The sequence below is a fragment of the Vibrio sp. S12_S33 genome, assembly GCF_963889785.1.
In the GTDB taxonomy this organism is placed as follows: Bacteria; Pseudomonadota; Gammaproteobacteria; order Enterobacterales; family Vibrionaceae; genus Vibrio; species Vibrio aestuarianus.
Genome location: NZ_CAWPQZ010000005.1, coordinates 45,695 through 63,372 on the forward strand (window position 1 = coordinate 45,695; position 17,678 = coordinate 63,372).

General features: G+C 42.1%; 15 protein-coding genes, 1 riboswitch and 1 other annotated feature. Of the genes, 8 read left to right on the plus strand and 7 right to left on the minus strand.

What is annotated here, in order from left to right; all coding sequences use genetic code 11:
- Positions 1 to 68: 68 nt before the first annotated feature.
- The 3 genes from AACW06_RS03830 to AACW06_RS03840 all read right to left on the minus strand — a co-directional run bounded on the left by AACW06_RS03830 (position 69) and on the right by AACW06_RS03840 (position 3,251).
- Complete coding sequence (locus AACW06_RS03830; RefSeq protein ID WP_172533471.1) at positions 69 to 614, minus strand: hypothetical protein; 546 nt, start codon at positions 612 to 614, stop codon at positions 69 to 71.
- A gap of 183 nt (positions 615 to 797) precedes the next feature.
- Positions 798 to 1,295 (minus strand): response regulator, encoded by a 498-nt coding sequence (locus tag AACW06_RS03835; RefSeq protein WP_053310011.1) that lies wholly within the window; start codon positions 1,293 to 1,295, stop codon positions 798 to 800.
- A 33-nt stretch (positions 1,296 to 1,328) separates the two neighbouring features.
- A complete protein-coding gene (locus AACW06_RS03840) occupies positions 1,329 to 3,251 on the minus strand; it encodes an ATP-binding protein (RefSeq protein WP_192074143.1) in 1,923 nt (640 codons plus the stop codon).
- Between the two features lie 171 nt (positions 3,252 to 3,422).
- Here AACW06_RS03840 and AACW06_RS03845 point away from each other — a divergent pair, with 171 nt between their 5' ends.
- Both AACW06_RS03845 and serC read left to right on the plus strand, forming a co-directional pair.
- Entirely contained in the window at positions 3,423 to 4,682 is a 1,260-nt protein-coding gene (locus AACW06_RS03845; protein WP_192074067.1) for a DUF945 family protein, read from the plus strand.
- 129 nt (positions 4,683 to 4,811) lie between these two features.
- Positions 4,812 to 5,909 carry a 3-phosphoserine/phosphohydroxythreonine transaminase gene (gene serC / locus AACW06_RS03850; protein WP_192074068.1) on the plus strand — a complete coding sequence of 366 codons (1,098 nt, stop codon included), beginning with the start codon at positions 4,812 to 4,814 and terminating at the stop codon, positions 5,907 to 5,909.
- Positions 5,910 to 6,027: 118 nt separating this feature from the next.
- Here the strand turns inward: serC and purB are convergent, their stop codons facing one another.
- From purB to mnmA, 3 genes are read right to left on the minus strand one after another with little or no spacing between them, the layout of a single operon-like run.
- The gene (gene purB / locus AACW06_RS03855) at positions 6,028 to 7,398 is read right to left on the minus strand and encodes an adenylosuccinate lyase (RefSeq protein ID WP_192074069.1); all 1,371 of its coding nucleotides are present in this window, start codon (positions 7,396 to 7,398) and stop codon (positions 6,028 to 6,030) included.
- Between the two features lie 53 nt (positions 7,399 to 7,451).
- The gene (hflD, locus tag AACW06_RS03860) at positions 7,452 to 8,069 is read right to left on the minus strand and encodes a high frequency lysogenization protein HflD (protein ID WP_192074070.1); all 618 of its coding nucleotides are present in this window, start codon (positions 8,067 to 8,069) and stop codon (positions 7,452 to 7,454) included.
- A gap of 19 nt (positions 8,070 to 8,088) precedes the next feature.
- Complete coding sequence (gene mnmA / locus AACW06_RS03865) at positions 8,089 to 9,210, minus strand: tRNA 2-thiouridine(34) synthase MnmA (protein WP_172533468.1); 1,122 nt, start codon at positions 9,208 to 9,210, stop codon at positions 8,089 to 8,091.
- Positions 9,211 to 9,499: 289 nt separating this feature from the next.
- Here mnmA and AACW06_RS03870 point away from each other — a divergent pair, with 289 nt between their 5' ends.
- Positions 9,500 to 9,769: a hypothetical protein gene (locus tag AACW06_RS03870; RefSeq protein ID WP_192074071.1), complete on the plus strand. Its 270-nt coding sequence runs from the start codon at positions 9,500 to 9,502 to the stop codon at positions 9,767 to 9,769.
- Between the two features lie 102 nt (positions 9,770 to 9,871).
- The gene (locus tag AACW06_RS03875) at positions 9,872 to 11,176 is read left to right on the plus strand and encodes an inosine/guanosine kinase (protein WP_192074072.1); all 1,305 of its coding nucleotides are present in this window, start codon (positions 9,872 to 9,874) and stop codon (positions 11,174 to 11,176) included.
- Positions 11,177 to 11,233: 57 nt separating this feature from the next.
- Here AACW06_RS03875 and AACW06_RS03880 read toward each other — a convergent pair whose 3' ends face one another.
- A complete protein-coding gene (locus tag AACW06_RS03880; protein WP_192074073.1) occupies positions 11,234 to 11,647 on the minus strand; it encodes an H-NS family histone-like protein in 414 nt (137 codons plus the stop codon).
- 418 nt (positions 11,648 to 12,065) lie between these two features.
- Positions 12,066 to 12,249, plus strand: a riboswitch (Lysine riboswitch).
- Between the two features lie 116 nt (positions 12,250 to 12,365).
- Here AACW06_RS03880 and AACW06_RS03885 point away from each other — a divergent pair.
- From AACW06_RS03885 to hisC, 4 genes are all read left to right on the plus strand, one after another.
- Positions 12,366 to 13,961, plus strand: a complete 1,596-nt coding sequence (locus AACW06_RS03885; protein WP_192074074.1) for a Na+/H+ antiporter NhaC family protein — start codon at positions 12,366 to 12,368, stop codon at positions 13,959 to 13,961.
- Between the two features lie 189 nt (positions 13,962 to 14,150).
- Positions 14,151 to 14,287, plus strand: a sequence feature (His leader region).
- Between the two features lie 56 nt (positions 14,288 to 14,343).
- Positions 14,344 to 15,240 carry an ATP phosphoribosyltransferase gene (gene hisG / locus AACW06_RS03890; RefSeq protein WP_192074075.1) on the plus strand — a complete coding sequence of 299 codons (897 nt, stop codon included), beginning with the start codon at positions 14,344 to 14,346 and terminating at the stop codon, positions 15,238 to 15,240.
- A 5-nt stretch (positions 15,241 to 15,245) separates the two neighbouring features.
- Complete coding sequence (gene hisD / locus AACW06_RS03895) at positions 15,246 to 16,541, plus strand: histidinol dehydrogenase (RefSeq protein WP_053309999.1); 1,296 nt, start codon at positions 15,246 to 15,248, stop codon at positions 16,539 to 16,541.
- Positions 16,542 to 16,543: 2 nt separating this feature from the next.
- On the plus strand, positions 16,544 to 17,584 hold the full coding sequence (gene hisC / locus AACW06_RS03900; RefSeq protein WP_053309998.1) for a histidinol-phosphate transaminase: 1,041 nt from the start codon (positions 16,544 to 16,546) through the stop codon (positions 17,582 to 17,584).
- Positions 17,585 to 17,678 lie beyond the last annotated feature (94 nt).

Here is a 17,678-nt window from a genome sequence, read left to right on the forward strand (position 1 = left end):
ACAATGAGGATAATTGACTGTCACAAAAAGCCAAGATACTTATCTTGGCTTTTTTGTATAACAGTTCGTTAGAACTTAAAGCGAGTGGTGAACATCAACTGCTCACCGTACGCATCGTTAATACGAGCTTCAGCCCCGACGGAGAATAGTTCTGTGGAGTGGAAGCGAGCATAGAAAGACGCAATCCAGTCATCATTGTCATCAATGGAGACATAACCGCCTTTACCACCTATTTCAAGTTGTGGGCCAAGCCACTGACGAACACCTAGATTTAACTCTATTCCGGTATCGGTACTGCTATTTTCACTATCGACGATGCGAAGCAACATTTCACCAGTAAAGTCTGCCCAGTTGTTGATGGGAGCGTGGAAACCAAAACCTGCAGCAGCATCAAAATCACTTTCAAATTCAGAGTCAATACGGCCAATAATATGAGCATTTGGGTGGATAGACTTACTTATCGCTGCACCAAATGTCACTGGACTGACTCCAATGCGAGCTTCGATATAGTCATAATTAAAGTTGCTCATGACCGTTGGGCTGTTTCGGTCGGATTCAGCCAATGTTTGCCCAGAGGCAAGCAGTAGTGCTGCCGCAATGATTGTTTTACGCATAGTCACTATAAACCTATATTTTTAGTTTATTTCCATGGTCAGTAGTGGAAAATCCACTGTGACATTAATCAATTAAGACATCATAGTGCATAGTGAGCTATTGCCACCACCAAAAAATGTCATTCTTTTGTCGTCTTGGCAAAAAAATAAGCAAAGAAAGTGCCATTTTCATAAAAAAGAGGGTTATTCGCCAAAGTTAATGCGGTTTTCTGCGATGGCATTAAATATTTTTTCGGCATCTAAAACTCGCGCCCATGGCATTAACTCGGATTCATTGGCAATCATATACTGCGTTAATTGGTCTTTTATTATTTCTCGCAGCTTATCGCCATTCCAAGGCTTGGCAACGTAAAAATGCAGGCTAGAGTGATTGACAGCTTCAACCGTATCTTCTAAACCTGCTTGACCTGTGAGTAACACTTTTCGAGTCTGCGCTGTCTCTTCGTTTTGACTTAATTCTATCAAAAAACTAATCCCTGTTTGCTCTGGCATGATGTGGTCACACAGTATCAAGGCGAGTTTTATATGTTGAGCTTGGTTTTCTGCAATAACTTCTTTTGCTTCAGTAACCGATTCCGCAGCTTCTACGATGAAATATTCTTCGAAGCAGTCTAAGTCTTGCATCACACTATCTAAAACTTCGCGTTCGTCGTCGACACATAGAATCAAGAATTTGTTCATGATTTTCTCCTTTAACAAAGCCACTGAGACGGATTAATTAATTGGTAGCCAAACTGTCATTGTGGTGTAGGTGTTTTTTTTCGATTGAACCTCAAGCCAGCCTTTATGTTGTTGGACAATTTGTTGACATACAGATAAACCGATCCCAAGACCAAAGTTGCCCTCTTTTTTGGTGGTGTAGTTCAAAGTGAAAATATTGGCTTTTTGCTCGTCATCTATGCCACTGCCGTTATCTGTGAAGCTAATAGTGACAAAAGGGCGATCATCGTGTCTCGTTTGTTTGGTTGTAATATGTAATACCCCATGTTCAGGAAACGCATCAATGGCATTGGATATTAGGTTGGTCCATACTTGTTGCAATGCGATGGGCTGGCAGGAAACAAGGGGTAATTGCGCATACTCTTTTTCTACGCTATGCCGTTTAAGGCGGTTTTCAAAGATCACTAAAGTGTCTTCGATGCCTTCATGAATATCGACTCTATGAAGGGTTTCATCGTCTGGTCGCGCATAACCTTTTAAGCTTTTGACCATATCGGCAATGCGCTGTGCACAAACATTTATGGAGCGTAACGTGCTACCAGTTAAGAAATAACTTTCTAAATGCTCTAACCTTTCCAATGCGTTATCTGGCGAGTTTTTGGCTAATTGTTTGAGTTCGATATCATCATCGAGATTCAACTTGACTAGCTTTTTGGCAACCAAACGGTTTTTTATTTCCACTTCAAGAGTTTTGGCTCGGGTTCGCTCTTCGGCCGTTGATGTCGGCTTGGCCTGTAAAGCGGCTTGAAGTAATTGACTGCCCTTATTTTGTAGTGATTGGTTGCTCGTCGCATTCACTATCAGCTCAATGTTATTGGATAATGTTTCAGTCCCTCGCAAGATGGCGGCAATCGGATTATTCAACTCGTGAGCAACGCCAGCGACAAGTTGCCCTAACATCGCCATCTTTTCTCGTTCGATAAGCTGTTGATGAGCCGACTCCAATGATTCAAGCGTCTTTTGTAGTTCTAGTTTTGTGTTAATACTACGTTGCAGGCGGCGATTGAAGTGGCGCAATAATAAGTTGGTAAAAAGGGGCAGTAACCGTGTGTCAGAATGCATGACCTTGGAAAAGACATCTCGGTCTAACTTAATTACATCAGTTTTGGTCAAAGTAATGGCGGTGGAAAAGGATTTCTCTCCGGTAACGAAAGACATTCCACCGACAATATTCCCTTTTTTATGTCGAACCACTTCTCGCTGTTGACCGAGATCATCCTTTTTATATAAAGCGACCTCTCCTTCGGTAATGAACCATAAGAAGCGGTTGTCTTCGCCCTCTTTAGTCAGTAGGTGCTCTGCTGAATAGGTTCTACAAGCATGAGTTTCATCTTCATTTTCAAAAAATTGATGAAGAGCGCCGATTACTTGCTCGGCTAATTCACTGTCAGAAAGCTTGTGGTAGTCAGAGATGAAGCCATCTCTGTAGCTGCGCATTTTATTGTCAATATGTGCACGTAAAATACGCTGTTGATCAAGTACAGTGCTGTAATTGAGTATGTTCTCTTTATCGTTCTCTAAAATATAAGTAGTGAGCTCTTTGTGAACGGTTTTGTATAATATTTGGTCGGGGACTGGTTTTGTTAAACAATGATCAAGACGTCCTTCATTGACGGCGCTGAGAATGGCTTGAATATCTTGTCCGCAACTGATCAATACCTTACGAGCCGAGCGAGTGTGCTCAGACTTATCGAGGTGAGTTAAAAAATCTGCGCCATTAAATGCTTCGTGGTGACTGGCGATAACCAAAGCAATGGTTTGCTGCTGCTCTTGTAAATACTCAAGTGTTTGTTCTGCTTCTTCGATGGATTCGGCAGTATGTAAATCAAATTTAAGCGCAAATGGCGCCAGTTCAAAGCGCAGTTGATCAACACTGATAGGGTTGTTATCTAAACAAAGTAGTGCGTAATGATTCACTCGAGCCTCTAGAGTCATGACGATTTATTCTACTGTAGCAATTATCTAAAATTGGGTTTGAGAGCTAGGTTTTAGAATTTCTCATCCTCTAGCAATACTCTGACTTAACTCTATGTTTTGGTTTTCATTTCTTTACGGTAGACTGAGTGAAACTGTTTAGGATAGAAAACTATGAAACAATTAAAAATGATTAGTGCCGTAGGTGGCGCAATCTCTCTTGCGTTATGTTGGCCGCTTGCTGTAGGTCAAATTGGGCATAATGTCATCAGCGATGGGATAGCAAAGCTCTCTTCCTCGGCTTTTCAGGCTGAGATTGTTAACTATGATCGCGGTTACCTTTCCTCTAACGTTCAAACACGCTATCAGATCATCGATGAGGGACTAAAGCAACAATTGGTGGCTGACGGCTTGCCAACTGAGTTCCTAGTTAATAGCAAGGTTGAGCATGGGCTTATGAGCTTAACGGCTCATTCATTATTAGTGGATACACCTGATTTTCCGTTAAGCTTAACCAGTACAACGCAACTTAATGGTAATACGCAATATTCCTTTGCATTAGATAGCTGGCATTATGCGACACAAGATGGCCAAATGGTGGTGTCGACTTCACCTGCAACATTAGAAGGGGAGGTCACTGTGCTAGGTGAAATATCCTACCAACTTGATGTTCCATCAGTCGAACTTGACTTTGCTAGTGGTGAGAAAATGGCGCTTTCTCAAGTGTCTGGTCAAGGTGCAGGTAAACAAGACAAAGGTTTTTGGTTGGGAGACCAGTCACTGGCTTTATCACGTTTGAGTGTTGTTGATGGGCTCGAAAACAGTGTGCTTGATGTGACTAATGCCACCTATAAATTCGACTCTTCAATCAATGGCGAACTTGCTCGCTTTAGCAGTAATCATGTTGTCGCGTTGGAAAAACTGCTTTCAAATGACGGTGAAGTGAATGATTTAAATATTGATTTCACCTTGGGTGATATAGATAATGAATCATTGGAAAAGCTCACTACGTTATACCAAAACAATCCTGCATTATCGGAACAAGACATTCAGCGAGCCTTACCTTATATCGAGTCTTTATTTGCGAAAGGATTCTACCTTTCTATGAATAAAATGGTGCTAAAAGTTGCTCGTGGTGAGTTTGAATCAAAATGGAAAATCGCTGTACCGGAAGGAACCAATGATATATTGCAAGACCCAAGTATTATTTTGCCAGCGTTAGTGGGTAATGTTGATACTTTTATTTCGAATCAATTGGTTGAGGATTTTCCATTCATTAAACAAGGCATCGATGAACTTGTTATCATGGAAATGATGGTTCAAGAGGCTGATGGATATCGATTTCAGGCTGAAATTAAGCAAGGAAATCTGGAGTTTAAAAACGGCAAGCAACTCCCATTGGTTGCCTTGTTGATGCCAGTAATGTTTGGTTAATGTCAGTAAAGTAATGCTTTTTCCCTATCAATAAAAAAAAGAGGTCACATGACCTCTTTTCTCGCTTTTTATCCTGTGTAAAAAGTGTTATTAATCACACTAATTGTCGGTAGTAGGAGTAAGGACTTCATGGAACCAAATCAAGCGGACACTGTTTATAATTTTAGTGCGGGCCCTGCGGGTTTGCCAAAAGCGGTAATGGAAAAAGCACAAGCTGAGTTTGTGAATTGGAATGAACTTGGCACGTCCGTGATGGAAATTAGCCACCGTAGCAAACCATTTATCAAAGTCGCTCAAGATGCGGAACAAGATCTACGCGATTTATTGAATATTCCTGATAATTATAAAGTTTTATTTTGCCAAGGTGGTGCACGAGCTCAATTTGCCGCTGTGCCTCTTAATTTACTTGGTGACGCAACTAAAGCAACCTATGTAGACGCTGGTTATTGGGCCGAAAGTGCGATTAACGAAGCGAGCAAATACTGCGAACCTGATGTGTTTAATGCCAAAATCACTAAAGATGGCAAGGCTGCCGTTATCCCTGCCTGTGATTGGAAAATTGACCCTGAATCCGCGTATGTTCATTTTTGTCCGAACGAAACGATAGATGGTATTGAAATCAATGATCTTCCTCAAACGGATAAGCCGATTGTGGCCGATATGTCTTCAACTATTCTTTCTCGTCAAATTGATGTGTCAAAATACGGTGTGATTTATGCGGGTGCACAAAAGAATATAGGCCCGGCAGGCATCTGTATTGTGATTGTGCGTGATGATCTTCTGGGATTGGCTAGCGATGTTTTACCGACGATTTTGAACTATAAAGTTCAGGCAGAACAAGACTCTATGTTCAATACACCACCGACATTTGCTTGGTATTTGTCAGGCTTGGTATTCAAATGGTTGAAAGAGCAGGGTGGTGTTCAAGCCATTGAATTGATTAACCATGAAAAAGCAGCCTTATTATATAACTGTATTGATGAGTCTCCATTTTATCGTAATGAGATCCACCCAGATAACCGTTCTCTAATGAATGTCCCTTTCCAATTAGCAAAGCCTGAGCTGGATAGCGTATTTTTAGAGCAAGCAGAGGCACGCGGTTTAGCTTCATTAAAAGGTCACCGTGCGGTTGGTGGTATGCGTGCGTCTATCTACAATGCAATGTCATTGGAAGGGGTTCAAGCACTGGTTGATTTTATGCACGAATTTGAAAAGCAATATGCATAAAAAATAATTGATATCACACCAAGAGCACATCATCTGCTGTGTGAGCAAAGACTGTTGTGTTGATAAACGAAAGCCCACGAATATCGTGGGCTTTGTCATAGAGAGTCGAAGCTAAGTCTTACAGCTTATCTGTGAGCTCGATAGCTTGACCAATATAGTTGGCTGGCGTCATCTCTTTCAAGCGTGCTTTTTCAGCTTCTGGTAGCTCTAAGCCGTCAATGAAATTACGCATTGCTTCACCATCAACACGCTTGCCACGTGTAAGTTCTTTAAGCTTCTCGTATGGCTTTTCAATACCATAGCGGCGCATCACGGTTTGGATTGGTTCTGCTAATACTTCCCAGTTCTTATCCAGCTCTGCCAATAGTGCATCACGGTTAACTTCGAGTTTACTAATGCCTTTTAGTGTTGATGTGTAGGCGATAATTGCATAGCCAACACCCACACCTAGGTTACGTAATACTGTTGAATCAGTTAGGTCACGCTGCCAACGTGAGATAGGCAGTTTTTGAGCCAAATGACCGAATACCGCGTTAGCTAGACCAAGGTTACCTTCGGAGTTTTCAAAATCGATTGGGTTTACTTTATGCGGCATGGTTGAAGAACCGATTTCGCCAGCGATGGTTTTTTGCTTGAAATGACCCAGTGCAATATAGCCCCAAATATCACGATCGAAATCAATCAGAATGGTATTGAAACGAGCAACGGCATCGAACAATTCTGCAATGTAATCATGAGGTTCGATTTGTGTTGTGTAAGGGTTCCACGTTACGCCCAAGCATTCAGTAATAAATTGTTCACTGAAATGATGCCAATCAACTTCAGGATAAGCTGATAGGTGAGCGTTATAGTTACCCACTGCGCCATTCACTTTGGCTAAGATCTCAACATTAGCAATTTGCTTATATTGGCGCTCCATACGGTATGCCACGTTCGCCATCTCTTTCCCCATTGTACTAGGAGAAGCAGGCTGGCCGTGGGTACGAGAAAGTAACGGAATATCTCGGTACTCTTCTGCTAGCTTACGGATTGCATCAATGATGTTACGAATTTCAGGAAGAATAACGGTGTCACGTGCTTCTTTTAGCATTAACGCGTGAGAAGTATTGTTAATGTCTTCAGAGGTACAAGCAAAATGGATGAATTCGTTAACAGCATGCAGCTCAGGCATCTCTGCTACTTTTTCTTTTAAGAAGTACTCTACAGCCTTAACATCATGGTTCGTCGTGCGTTCAATTTCTTTAATACGAGCAGCATCTTCTTCACAGAAGTTTGCAGCAATATTATCGAGGAATTGATTCGCTTCTGCGCTGAATGCTGGCACTTCAGCGATTTCAGCGGTTGCTGAAAGCTTCTGTAACCAACGTACTTCAACGATGGTGCGATATTTGAGGAGACCAAACTCACTAAAGATACTGCGTAACGCAATCGTTTTACTTCCGTAGCGGCCGTCTACCGGTGAAACAGCAGTCAAGGCTGACAGTTCCATGTTTTTCTCCTGAATTTGAAGTTAAGTATGAGAGTGAATTCTTTGCATTGAAGCTAGATACGCGCCAAAAGTATTTGTGCTTGTTCGATCATTTTCTTACGACCGAAAATCAAATGGCGACGTTTTCCTCCAACTTGGCGCCACAATACCGCGCAGCGGATCCCCGAAAGGAGCAGTGCTCGTACTTTGTGCTGAGTTGAAGTTTGTTGTAATACTGTAGGGGTGCCGGTGACTTGGATACGCGGCCCAATAGGGCTAATGACATCAAGATAAATACTGGCTATATTGCTGACCATCTGATCGTCTAACAAATCAAAATGTTCGATTTGACGTTCGGTGGTTTGGATCCGATCGCCAAGTTGTGACATTGCATCTCGGCGACCATCTAATTTACGTTCTAATGCCATTAGACTAATGATGTAACGAGTAAGCTCACTGCCAGAAGGCGTGCTATCAATACCTTTTACTAAGCACTCAAGGCCAACTTTAAGGTTAGCCTCAGAGCCAAAAACATCGAGAGTATTGCTTGGGTTAGTGCTTAAAATAGCCGTTAGAGAAGTTTCAAACGCGTCTGAATCACAGTGACCATTTTTCGCGACTTGTTGCACTAAGGCAACCGCTTGGCAGATACCGGCAAATGCGATGGTACGGTCATAAATGGTGTTAGCCACGTAATTACTCCTAAATCAATTAAATGCGCTGTTCAATAATTCCGCCACCAAGACAAACATCGTCTTTATAGAAAACGGCAGATTGACCCGGGGTGACGGCGACTTGAGGCTCGTCAAAAATAACTTTTATATTGTCATCATCAATAGGGATGATAGTACATGCAATATCCGTTTGACGATAACGTGTTTTCACTGTGCAGCTCAATGGTTCTGTAATTGGCGTACGATCAACCCAGTGCAATTGTGATGCGATCAAACCTTGAGACTTCAACAATGGGTGATCGGCACCTTGCACCGCGATAAGAACATTACGTTGCAGATCTTTCTCTGCGACATACCATGGGTCTTCATTACCGCCGCCGCCTTTTTGGCCACCGATGTGCAACCCTTTACGCTGACCTAAAGTGTGATACATCAAACCTTGGTGCTCACCAATCACTTTACCTTCTGGTGTTTCAATTTTACCCGGCTGGGCAGGTAAATAGCGAGATAAGAAATCAGTAAATTTGCGTTCGCCAATAAAACAAATGCCAGTTGAATCTTTTTTCTTCGCAGTAATTAGATCTTGTTCTTCAGCAATACGGCGAACTTCAGGTTTTTCTAAATCACCAACAGGGAATAGGCTGCGTGCAACTTGTTCGTGACTTAACGTATAAAGGAAATAGCTCTGGTCTTTATTGTTGTCCAACCCACGTAACATTTGTGGTTTTTCATTGCCTTCAGGGAAGGTGCGACGCACGTAGTGACCCATAGCAATGTAATCGGCATCAAGCACTTCGTCGGCAAATTCTAGGAAGGCTTTAAACTTGATTTCTTTGTTACAAAGAATGTCTGGGTTAGGTGTACGCCCAGCTTTGTATTCAGCGAGGAAATACTCAAATACGTTATCCCAGTATTCTGCGGCAAAGTTAATCGTGTGCAGGTGGATACCTAGTTTGTCACAAACTGCCTGTGCGTCAGCGAGATCTTCTGCTGCCGTACAATATTCCTCATTGTCGTCTTCTTCCCAGTTCTTCATGAACAGGCCTTCAACTTGGTAGCCTTGCTCTTTAAGAAGATACGCGGAAACTGAGGAATCAACACCACCGGACATGCCGACAATGACTTTCTTTTGGCTGTTTGCGCAGCGGTTATCTGACATTACTAAATACCACTAAATTGACTTGGATGCAGATTCTATCAGAAAGATTTTAGTGGGGACAGATCCGAGACTGCAATCACACTTCTATTACGCTTAATTGCTGTAGTTTCCACCAGTCTTAAAGATAAATTAATTTTAGAGTTCTCTAATTGCCTATGGCATAGTGCATGAAATTCTCGATATTCTCTTATAGGGTTGGGTTCTCTGTGATGACTTACATCACTTGAAATGGCACATATGGTTTGCCAATAATTTCAACCTATTAGTTAGATTTATATAAGGCAGCAACATGCAAGATGAAAACCAAATAATGGATGACGCGATTCTGATTGAAACGGTTGAAAATCAACTCGCAGAAGGAAATCCAATCAAAGTAAAAGAGACATTAATGCGTCTGATGATGAAAGGGAGTAGCCGAGAAGATGCAGTGGCATCGATGGCGTGTGCGCTAGCGATTGAAGTTTTCGATGTGATGAAAAATGAAGGTGAATTCAATTTAAAACGTTATTCTGAGCATTTGGATATGCTACCAGATCTCAGCTTCATGGAAGGTGAATAAAAATAACCATCAGCAAACGTTTGCTATAACCGACTTAGTTGCCGCGCAATTGGGTGCGCGGTAGAATCGCGCATCCTTCACCCCTTTACTCAGACTTACGTTATGAAATTTCCTGGTCAACGCAAATCCAAGCATTACTTTCCTGTCCACGCTCGCGATCCTCTTGTCATTCAGTCACAAGAAAATAAGAAGATGTCACGTACACATATTATTGGTATTGACCAAACTTTGGTCGATATAGAAGCGAAAGTAACAACAGACCTAATTGAGAAATATGGGCTTAGTAAGGGGCACTCATTAGTTATTGATGATCAAAAAGCCGAAGCGCTTTATGTCGAGCTAAAAGAAAATAACTTAATTACGAATGAGTATGCCGGTGGCACTATAGGTAATACATTACATAATTATTCGGTGTTGGCCGATGATCGATCTACCTTATTAGGGGTCATGAGCCAGGATATAAAAATAGGCAGTTATGGATACCGTTATCTATGTAATACATCAAGTCGTATGGATTTGAATTATTTACAAGGCGTGGATGGCGCTATTGGTCGTTGTTTTGCGCTAATTACTGAAGATGGAGAGCGTACTTTTGCCATTAGCGAAGGACAGATGAACCAACTCACTCCAGATAATGTGCCTGAAAAAATATTTCGCAGTGCTTCGGCACTAGTTATCACGGCGTATCTTGTGCGTTGTAAAAAGGGTGATCCGATGCCTGATGCAACAATGAAGGCGATTGAGTACGCCAAAAAATACGATGTACCAGTGGTATTAACACTAGGGACAAAATTTGTTATTCAAGACGACCCTCAATATTGGCAAGAATTTTTGCGTGATAATGTCACTGTCGTTGCCATGAATGAAGATGAAGCAGAGGCTTTAACTGGTGAAAGTGATCCGCTTGCTGCATCGAATAAAGCGTTAGATTGGGTTGATTTAGTATTGTGTACTGCAGGTCCTGTTGGGCTGTTTATGGCTGGTTATACAGAAGATTCAGCAAAACGAGAGACGTCATTGCCGCTATTGCCAGGTTCGATTCCTGAATTTAACCGTTACGAGTTTAGTCGCCCAGCATCAAAAATAAGCTGTGAAAACCCAATCCGTATTTATTCTCATATTGCACCTTATATGGGTGGGCCTGAAAAAATTAAAAACACGAATGGTGCTGGTGATGCGGCTTTATCGGCCTTATTGCATGATATGGCCGCTAATAAATATCACAAAGAGAATGTACCTAATTCAAGTAAGCACCAGAACGACTTTTTAACCTATTCATCATTTTCTCAAGTCTGCAAATATTCTAATCGTGCGAGCTATGAAGTGTTAGTGCAACATTCTCCACGTTTATCTCGTGGTTTGCCTGAGCGCGAAGACAGTTTAGAAGAAGCATATTGGGAACGCTAATGTTCTTACAGATAATAAAAAGGCTCCGTGAGGGAGCCTTTTTATTTTAATTGATAATTAAATCTCAAATTCTTCTAGAGACTTACCTGCATCAAGTTGCTCTTGAATTGCAGAAGGTGTACGGCCTTGACCGGTCCACGTTTTTTCATTGCCGTTATTATCAACATATTTATATTTTGCAGGGCGAGGTGCGCGTTTACTTTGAGCTTTTACTTTACCTTTTGCTTCACCAGAAAGTGCTGAAATTAATGCGCTAACATCAATACCATCTTTTGCAATTTGTTCTGCAATAGCCGCAAGCTTAGCTTCTTGTTCAGCGCGAGCTGAACGTTCTTCCTCTTCTAATTCTCTACGCTCTTGTACAACAATCGTTAATTTATCTAGAGCTTCTTCAAGTTGCTCAAGAGTTAGTTCACGAGAGAAAGCGCGTAGGCTACGGATATTTAGTAGAGTTTTTGTTAATTCAGACATGACTATTCCTATAAGATTTAATTTAGTCGACAAGGTAATAATAAACTGAGGAAATTTTTCTTACAATATTAAGTTCAGAATATTAATAAAAAAACTTATTGGAAATTGTTTTTTACAAAAAATATGAAACTAGCCAATGATTCTTCAGTTTCATACTTAAGTAGCAGGTATTACAAGATTATCAATGTTATTTTCAGTCGCTGATAAATTTGTTTTCTTATTATATCTTCGTGATATACCTTGCGTCGACTTATGAAAATAGTATCAATGCTTGCTTATCAGTGTGATCTGAGATGATCCAATTTAAATTGGATCATCTGTTGCAATGAGTTTGTTGTTAAGTACAATAACAACCACCTAAAGCGAAGTAAGGAATGAATCGTTGTTAAAATGACTTAACAATGGTTTTTTGTACTTTCTTTGACGTAGAGGCGCGATAGGAATGAGTAACTTTTGCTGGGGTGATACCAATGAGTAGAAGTGAAAGGTTTTGTCGCCGAAGTGAGTATGTATATTAAAACTACTCGCTGGGGTTGTATTCGAATAGGAACAACACTGCCATAGTCTATTATTTTGTTAAACTATGGAGCGCTACTGTAGGGTTGGGTGAAGTGTTCGCTTCCCTTTCGCTTAGTTCAACATTAATTGCGTTGAAATGATTTCTCGTAATTTGTCTGCAGTAGATCTCTGACCATTTACTTACTGGTTTTTGAAGATCATGAATTTAATCGATTTTGCATCATCTCCCTTATCGCTATTACCGCCATTAGTGGCGTTGAGTTTAGCCGTTATTACCCGTCGTGTTCTGGTGTCGCTTGGTGTCGGCATTTTGTTAGGCGCGTTACTACTCACCAATTACTCGGTAGCAGATGGTAGCAGCTACGTTGTAACTAAAGTAGCTAGTGTGTTTGTGGAAGATGGTGGTCTCAATACTTGGAATATGAGTATTGTCGGATTTTTACTCTTATTAGGCATGATGACAGCGTTGCTGACATTGTCTGGTGGTACCCGTGCTTTCGCTGAATGGGCGCAGGTACGAGTCAAAAGCAAACGCGGTTCAAAATTGCTTGCTGCATTTTTGGGTGTGTTTATTTTCGTTGACGACTATTTTAATAGCTTGGCAGTAGGCTCAATTTCTCGCCCTGTTACTGACCGTTTTTATGTTTCTCGTGCCAAGCTGGCTTATATTCTAGATTCAACTGCAGCACCAATGTGTGTTGTGATGCCAGCTTCGAGTTGGGGTGCTTATATCATGACTATTATTGGTGGCATTCTTGTTTCTCATGGTATCACTGAATATTCAGCGCTGGGTGCATACATCCGTCTAGTACCAATGAACTTTTATGCTATTTTCGCTTTGCTGATGGTGTTTGCCGTGGTTTGGTTCCAGTTGGATGTTGGCCAAATGCGCAAACACGAGATGGAAGCTTCTCAAGGTCGTGGCTTTGCTGATGACAATGATAGCCAGCAAGCTCATGATTTAAATGAAGAGCTAGACATCAAAGAAAGCGAACACGGCAAAGTCTCTGACCTTATTTTGCCAATTGTACTTCTTATTATTGCCACTATTTCAGCGATGTTATACACAGGTGGTCAATCATTGGCTGCCGATGGCAAAGCCTTTGACTTGTTTGGTGCATTTGAAAATACAGATGTGGGTACTTCGCTTATTTATGGCGGTTTAGTCGGCTTGGCAATGGCACTCTTTACGGTATTTAAGCAACAGTTACCAATGATTGATGTTGTGAAAACATTGTGGATTGGTGCTAAGTCTATGTTTGGTGCCATTCTAATTTTGGTTTTCGCTTGGACGATTGGTTCGGTAATTGGCGATATGAAGACTGGCGCTTACATGTCTTCACTTGTTCAAGGCAACATCAATCCTCACTGGTTGCCTGTTATTTTGTTTTTGCTTTCCGGTCTGATGGCATTCTCTACAGGTACCTCATGGGGTACGTTTGGTATTATGCTACCGATAGCGGGTGACATGGCGGGAGCTACAGACATTGCGCTTATGCTACCTATGCTAAGTGCTGTACTTGCGGGTTCTGTGTTTGGTGACCACTGTTCACCGATTTCTGATACCACAATTTTGTCATCCACAGGTGCTCGTTGTAATCATATTGACCATGTGTCCACACAGCTTCCTTACGCTCTAGCAACTGCCTTGGTTTCTTGTGTCGGTTTTGTCGTGTTAGGTATGACGGCGTCGGTACTGATCTCCTTTAGCGCCGCTTCGGTTGCCTTTGTGGTTGTATGCTTAGTGCTTGCATCTTTATCTCGTTCAAAAATTACGAGTTATGAAAGTGCATAGTTTTTAATATGAAAAATTAATAAAGGGGAAGGTAAAACTTCCCTTTTTTAATGCGTTAACTAGCATTTTTACGAAAGATGAAAAAAAACTAAATTTTTGGTTGAAAAAACAGACTGGCTTAGTTAGTGTGGATGCAAGACAGTAAGCCAATCAAGGGCTCATAAGTATGCGTAATTTTGTAATGAACATTCATCACCATCATCACCCTAAATAATCTTTCGGGGAGGTGTACGCATACCCGGGAGGCAGGAAACTCTCGGTGGTTAAGTCAAAGCATTTAGATTAAAACCCTCGGGAGACCACAAATCTCCCGAGGGTTTTTTCATTTTCGGCTTAATTAAAATTCAAATAAATTCAATAAATTGTACATAGGGAAATCGTCATGCAAATACAACGCTTAAGAATCGCAATCCAGAAAAAAGGTCGCTTGAGTAAAGAGTGCCAAGACTTACTGAAAAAATGTGGTGTGAAATTTAACATCATGGGTGAGCGTTTAGTGGTTCACTCAATGAATATGCCAATTGATTTGTTACTTGTACGTGATGACGATATTCCAGGATTGGTAATGGACGGTGTCGTTGATCTGGGTTTTATCGGTGAAAACGAATTAGAAGAGGTTCGTTTAGAGCGTCTATCACAAAACAAGCCAAGCGAATTTGTACCACTACGTCGCCTTGATTTTGGTGGTTGTCGTTTATCTATTGCGATTAATAAGGATGAGCAATATAACGGCCCTCAAGATTTAGCCGGCAAACGCATTGCCACGACTTACCCACAACTTCTGAAAGCCTATATGGACAAGCAGGGCATTGATTTCAGTACCTGTGTGCTAACAGGCTCAGTTGAAGTCGCTCCTCGCGCTGGCTTGGCTGACGCGATTGCAGACTTGGTTTCAACTGGTGCGACATTAGAAGCTAATGGTCTTAAAGAAGCCGAGGTGATTTTCCAATCTAAAGCGACACTTATTCAACGTCAAGGTGAATTCACGGAAGACAAACAAGCACTGATCGCGCGTTTACTGACGCGTATGCAAGGCGTGATTCAAGCCAAAGAATCGAAATACATCATGCTACATGCTCCTGTTGATCAATTAGAAGCAATCAAAGATCTTCTTCCTGGCGCTGAGGACCCGACGGTTCTTCCTCTGTCTGCAGAGAAAAACCGCGTGGCAGTTCATGTCGTGAGCACTGAGAATTTATTTTGGGAAACGATGGAGCGTCTTAAAGCGCTAGGTGCAAGCTCCATTCTAGTGCTACCTATCGATAAGATGATGGAGTAACCACGATGAGAACAGTTGTTTGGCAATCATTGAGTGAAACTCAACAAGATTCGATTTTGGAGCGTCCAGCCATTGCTGAAGGTGTAAACATTACCGCTGCAGTGAATGAGGTGATCGCTAAAGTGAAAGCCGACGGTGATGCGGCATTATTGGAGCTAACAGAGAAGTTTGACCGTGTAAAACCGAGCTCAATTCGAGTGTCGAGCGAAGAGATAGATGCCGCTTCAGAGCGCTTGTCTGACAAAATGAAGCAAGCATTAGAGCAAGCCTATGCCAATATTGCTAAGTTTCACAAAGCGCAGCGCCCACAGCCAATCAAAGTCGAAACGCAACCAGGTGTCGTCTGTGAGCAAGTAACGCGTCCTATCAATACTGTCGGATTATACATTCCAGGTGGCAGCGCACCACTTCCTTCTACGGTTTTGATGCTGGGCGTTCCTGCTCAAATCGCAGGTTGTCGAAAAGTCGTGCTTTGTTCACCGCCACCGATTGCGGATGAGATCCTCTATGTTGCTAAGTTATGCAATATCGATGAAGTGTATAACGTTGGTGGCGGTCAAGCGATTGCAGCAATGGCCTATGGAACAGAGTCGGTCTCTAAAGTAGACAAAATATTCGGCCCCGGTAATGCCTACGTGACAGAAGCAAAGCGCCAAGTGAGTAATGATTTTCGTGGTGCAGCCATTGATATGCCAGCGGGTCCTTCAGAAGTGCTTGTGATTGCTGATGAAACGGCCGATGCCGATTTTATTGCCGCAGACTTACTTAGCCAAGCCGAGCATGGTCCCGACTCTCAAGTGGTACTGGTAACACCATCGCCAGTAATCGCAGACCAAGTCACCGATGCGGTACAAAAGCAGCTAAAAGAGCTGTCACGTGCTGCTATCGCAGAAAAGGCGCTTGCTTCAAGTTTGATCATAATTGCCGAATCATTAACTCAAGCGGTTTCTATCTCTAACTATTACGGTCCTGAGCACTTAATTGTTCAAACACGTAACCCGCGTGAGTTGTTGCCATTACTTGATAATGCCGGCTCAATTTTCTTAGGTGATTGGTCGCCAGAATCGGCAGGTGATTACGCCTCAGGTACAAACCATGTGCTGCCAACCTACGGTTACACACGCACTTATTCTAGCCTTGGTCTGGCCGACTTTAGTAAGCGAATGACAGTGCAAGAACTTAGCGCTGATGGGCTTCAACTGCTTGCACCAACGGTTGTAACGATGGCTGAAGCTGAAGGTTTGGATGCCCATAAACGTGCGGTAACCATTCGAGTCGAAAAATTGCAGAAGGTGAAATGATCATGGAAAAATTGGCTCGTAAACAGATTCAGGCATTAAAACCTTACCTGTCAGCTCGCCGTATTGGTGGCACAGGAGATGTTTGGCTTAACGCTAATGAATCTCCATTCAATAATGAATACAAAACAGACTTCGCACGCTTGAATCGTTATAGCGATTGCCAACCTAAAGCAATGATTGACGCTTATGCGGCTTATGCGGGAGTAAAACCTGAACAAGTACTCACTTCACGTGGTGCTGATGAAGGTATCGAGCTGTTGATCCGCGCTTTTTGTGAACCTAACGAAGACGCGATTTTATACTGTCCACCGACTTACGGTATGTATGCGATTAGCGCAGAGACCATTGGTGTCGAGCGTAAAGTTGTCCCTTTGACAGACGAGTGGCAGCTTGACTTGGATGCGATTACTGCCAATTTGGATAATGTGAAGCTCGTTTTTGTTTGTAGTCCAAATAACCCAACTGGTAATTTGGTTGAGCGTAACGACATCATTTCGCTATTGGAGATGACAAAAGATCGCGCGATTGTGGTGATGGATGAAGCATATATTGATTTTTGTCCAGAGGCATCGACCGTTGATTTATTAGCGAAATATCCGAATTTGGCAATTTTGCGCACCTTATCTAAAGCATTTGCACTGGCTGGATTGCGTTGTGGTTTTACCTTAGCCAATAAAGAATTGATCGACGTATTACAAAAAGTGATTGCTCCTTACCCTGTGCCAGTTCCTGTCGCTGAAATAGCGATTCAGGCACTGTCTGAAGCTGGTCTTGCTCGCGCTAAATTCCAAGTGTTGGATCTCAATGCGAATCGTGCATATCTACAGGCTGGTTTGTATATGGTGCCTAATTTGACCGTCTATGAAGGTTGGGGTAACTATTTACTGGTGAAATTCCCAGACGGTGATGCGCTATTTAAAGCCGCCTGGGAGCACGGGATTATCTTGCGAAATTCACCGATCCAAGACTGCGTCAGAATCAGTGTGGGTAATCGAGAAGAGTGTGAAAAAACGCTCGCGTTTATTCGTAATTATTACCAATAACCTATTGGGTATAACTAGTCGCCACTTTGTATAAAAACACGTTGCGACAGAGAAATAATAAACAATAAGCCTATGACGATGAATAAAACGTTAT

Bases quoted from the DNA above. Each gene is read 5' to 3' on its own strand.
- AACW06_RS03880 (WP_192074073.1), bottom strand. From the start codon at position 11,647: ATGTCTGAATTAACAAAAACTCTACTAAATATCCGTAGCCTACGCGCT.
- AACW06_RS03845 (WP_192074067.1), top strand. From the start codon at position 3,423: ATGAAACAATTAAAAATGATTAGTGCCGTAGGTGGCGCAATCTCTCTT.
- AACW06_RS03875 (WP_192074072.1), top strand. From the start codon at position 9,872: ATGAAATTTCCTGGTCAACGCAAATCCAAGCATTACTTTCCTGTCCAC.
- AACW06_RS03830 (WP_172533471.1), bottom strand. From the start codon at position 614: ATGCGTAAAACAATCATTGCGGCAGCACTACTGCTTGCCTCTGGGCAA.
- hisC (WP_053309998.1), top strand. From the start codon at position 16,544: ATGGAAAAATTGGCTCGTAAACAGATTCAGGCATTAAAACCTTACCTG.
- serC (WP_192074068.1), top strand. From the start codon at position 4,812: ATGGAACCAAATCAAGCGGACACTGTTTATAATTTTAGTGCGGGCCCT.
- AACW06_RS03885 (WP_192074074.1), top strand. From the start codon at position 12,366: ATGAATTTAATCGATTTTGCATCATCTCCCTTATCGCTATTACCGCCA.
- hisG (WP_192074075.1), top strand. From the start codon at position 14,344: ATGCAAATACAACGCTTAAGAATCGCAATCCAGAAAAAAGGTCGCTTG.
- hisD (WP_053309999.1), top strand. From the start codon at position 15,246: ATGAGAACAGTTGTTTGGCAATCATTGAGTGAAACTCAACAAGATTCG.
- AACW06_RS03870 (WP_192074071.1), top strand. From the start codon at position 9,500: ATGCAAGATGAAAACCAAATAATGGATGACGCGATTCTGATTGAAACG.
- AACW06_RS03835 (WP_053310011.1), bottom strand. From the start codon at position 1,295: ATGAACAAATTCTTGATTCTATGTGTCGACGACGAACGCGAAGTTTTA.
- mnmA (WP_172533468.1), bottom strand. From the start codon at position 9,210: ATGTCAGATAACCGCTGCGCAAACAGCCAAAAGAAAGTCATTGTCGGC.
- purB (WP_192074069.1), bottom strand. From the start codon at position 7,398: ATGGAACTGTCAGCCTTGACTGCTGTTTCACCGGTAGACGGCCGCTAC.